3 protein-coding genes are annotated in these 1337 nt (G+C 46.4%); 2 read left to right on the top strand and 1 reads right to left on the bottom strand.

The annotated features are described in order from the left end of the window. Positions 1-802: RHS repeat-associated core domain-containing protein (locus FEK46_RS23975; RefSeq protein WP_276608997.1), on the top strand; the 802-nt coding region annotated here is incomplete at its 5' end. Between the two features lie 2 nt (positions 803-804). Next, entirely contained in the window at positions 805-1056 is a 252-nt protein-coding gene (locus tag FEK46_RS23260) for a hypothetical protein (protein ID WP_135560133.1), read from the top strand. 89 nt (positions 1057-1145) lie between these two features. On the opposite strand, the gene FEK46_RS24025 is transcribed toward FEK46_RS23260, so the two are convergent. After that, on the bottom strand, positions 1146-1337 hold a 192-nt coding region (locus tag FEK46_RS24025; protein WP_346763855.1), incomplete at its 5' end, for a hypothetical protein.

The following is a 1337-nucleotide window of genomic DNA, read 5'->3' as shown; positions in this document are numbered from 1 at the left end:
CAGGCGCATCAGCAAGGCGACATATGGCCGCCATACGGACCAGAGGGAACAGCGGCGGACGACGTTTGTGTGGGAAGGGTTCCGGCTGTTGCAGGAGACAACGTGGCAGGGAAAGCGGACATACCTGTACGACGCGGAACAGCCGTACACGCCGGTGGCCGCCATCACGGGGCGCGGAGAGAGTCAAAAAATCTGGTATTACCATACGGACCTGACGGGCACGGTACAGGAGGTGACCGCGTCGGACGGGACGCTGGTGTGGGCAGGCTACCAGGCGGGTTTTGGCGAAAACCGGGGCGACATCAGCAACAGCGGGGCGTACTTTGAACAGCCGCTGCGGCTGCCGGGGCAGTACTTTGACGAAGAAACAGGACTGCATTACAATCTGTTCAGATATTATGCGCCGGAGTGCGGGAGGTTTATCAGCCAGGATCCGATTTCGATCCGTGGTGGTCTGAATCTTTATCGGTATGCGTCGAATACGTTAATCTGGATAGACCCGCTGGGGTTATACTCTTTATTTAGGGCTGTTTTTGAAGGGGAATATAATGATATTATTTCTACAGGTAAATTGAGAAATATTCCAGGTCAGTATGAAACAGGAAAGTTATTTGCTACTACATATGAAGATGCACGTAAATTTGGTAACCTTTTGTCTCAGTGGGAATCTAATCCTGACTTTAAGATAGTAGAAGTTGATGTTCCTGATGATATAAAAGGTACTGAGTTTTATGCAGATAGAATGAAGGCTGTTTCTATAGACGCAGCGGATCTTGACAAACTGGAAGTTAAGGAGTGTTGATAATGATAAGCGCAAAAATAATTATTTATCCAAGTAGGGAATACCCTGTGAAATCAGGATATAGACCATTATTTTTAATTAATGGTGAATATTATTCAGGTGTCGTCTCTTTTGATGGCGATGATATTTATCCAAATGAAGAAAGAAATGTTAAAATTAAATTTCTTACCTTTAATGGGGCGTTAAATCATGGTGATGTGATAAAATTATTTGAATCACCAAATCATGAAGTCGGTAGAGCATTAGTTAATTAGTAGTAAATAATAGTTGGTAAGAAAATTAGAACTTCCCAGCTTTTATTTTTATACCTTATTCAGCACACTTTTGCATCTTCCCCATGTATTCAGTACGTTTTGCGTATGACCGCAGCGGGTGGCTGACGGCAGAGCACAGTGTGCACGGCAGCATCAGATACCGGCGCGATGCGCTGGGCAATCCCACCGACATTACCCTGCCGGACGGGCAGCATCTCAGCCATCTTTATTACGGCAGCGGGCACCTGCTCCAGACAGCGCTGGACGGTATCACGGTCAGT

Source organism: Escherichia sp. E4736 (assembly GCF_005781225.1).
Taxonomy (GTDB): domain Bacteria; phylum Pseudomonadota; class Gammaproteobacteria; order Enterobacterales; family Enterobacteriaceae; genus Escherichia.
The sequence above is the reverse complement of the archived record's forward strand: the minus strand, read 5'-3'. Positions and strand labels throughout refer to the sequence as shown.

What these genes read in the sequence shown, in the direction of transcription:
- FEK46_RS23260 (WP_135560133.1), top strand. Translation starts at nt 805, where the DNA reads ATGATAAGCGCAAAAATAATTATTTATCCAAGTAGGGAATACCCTGTG.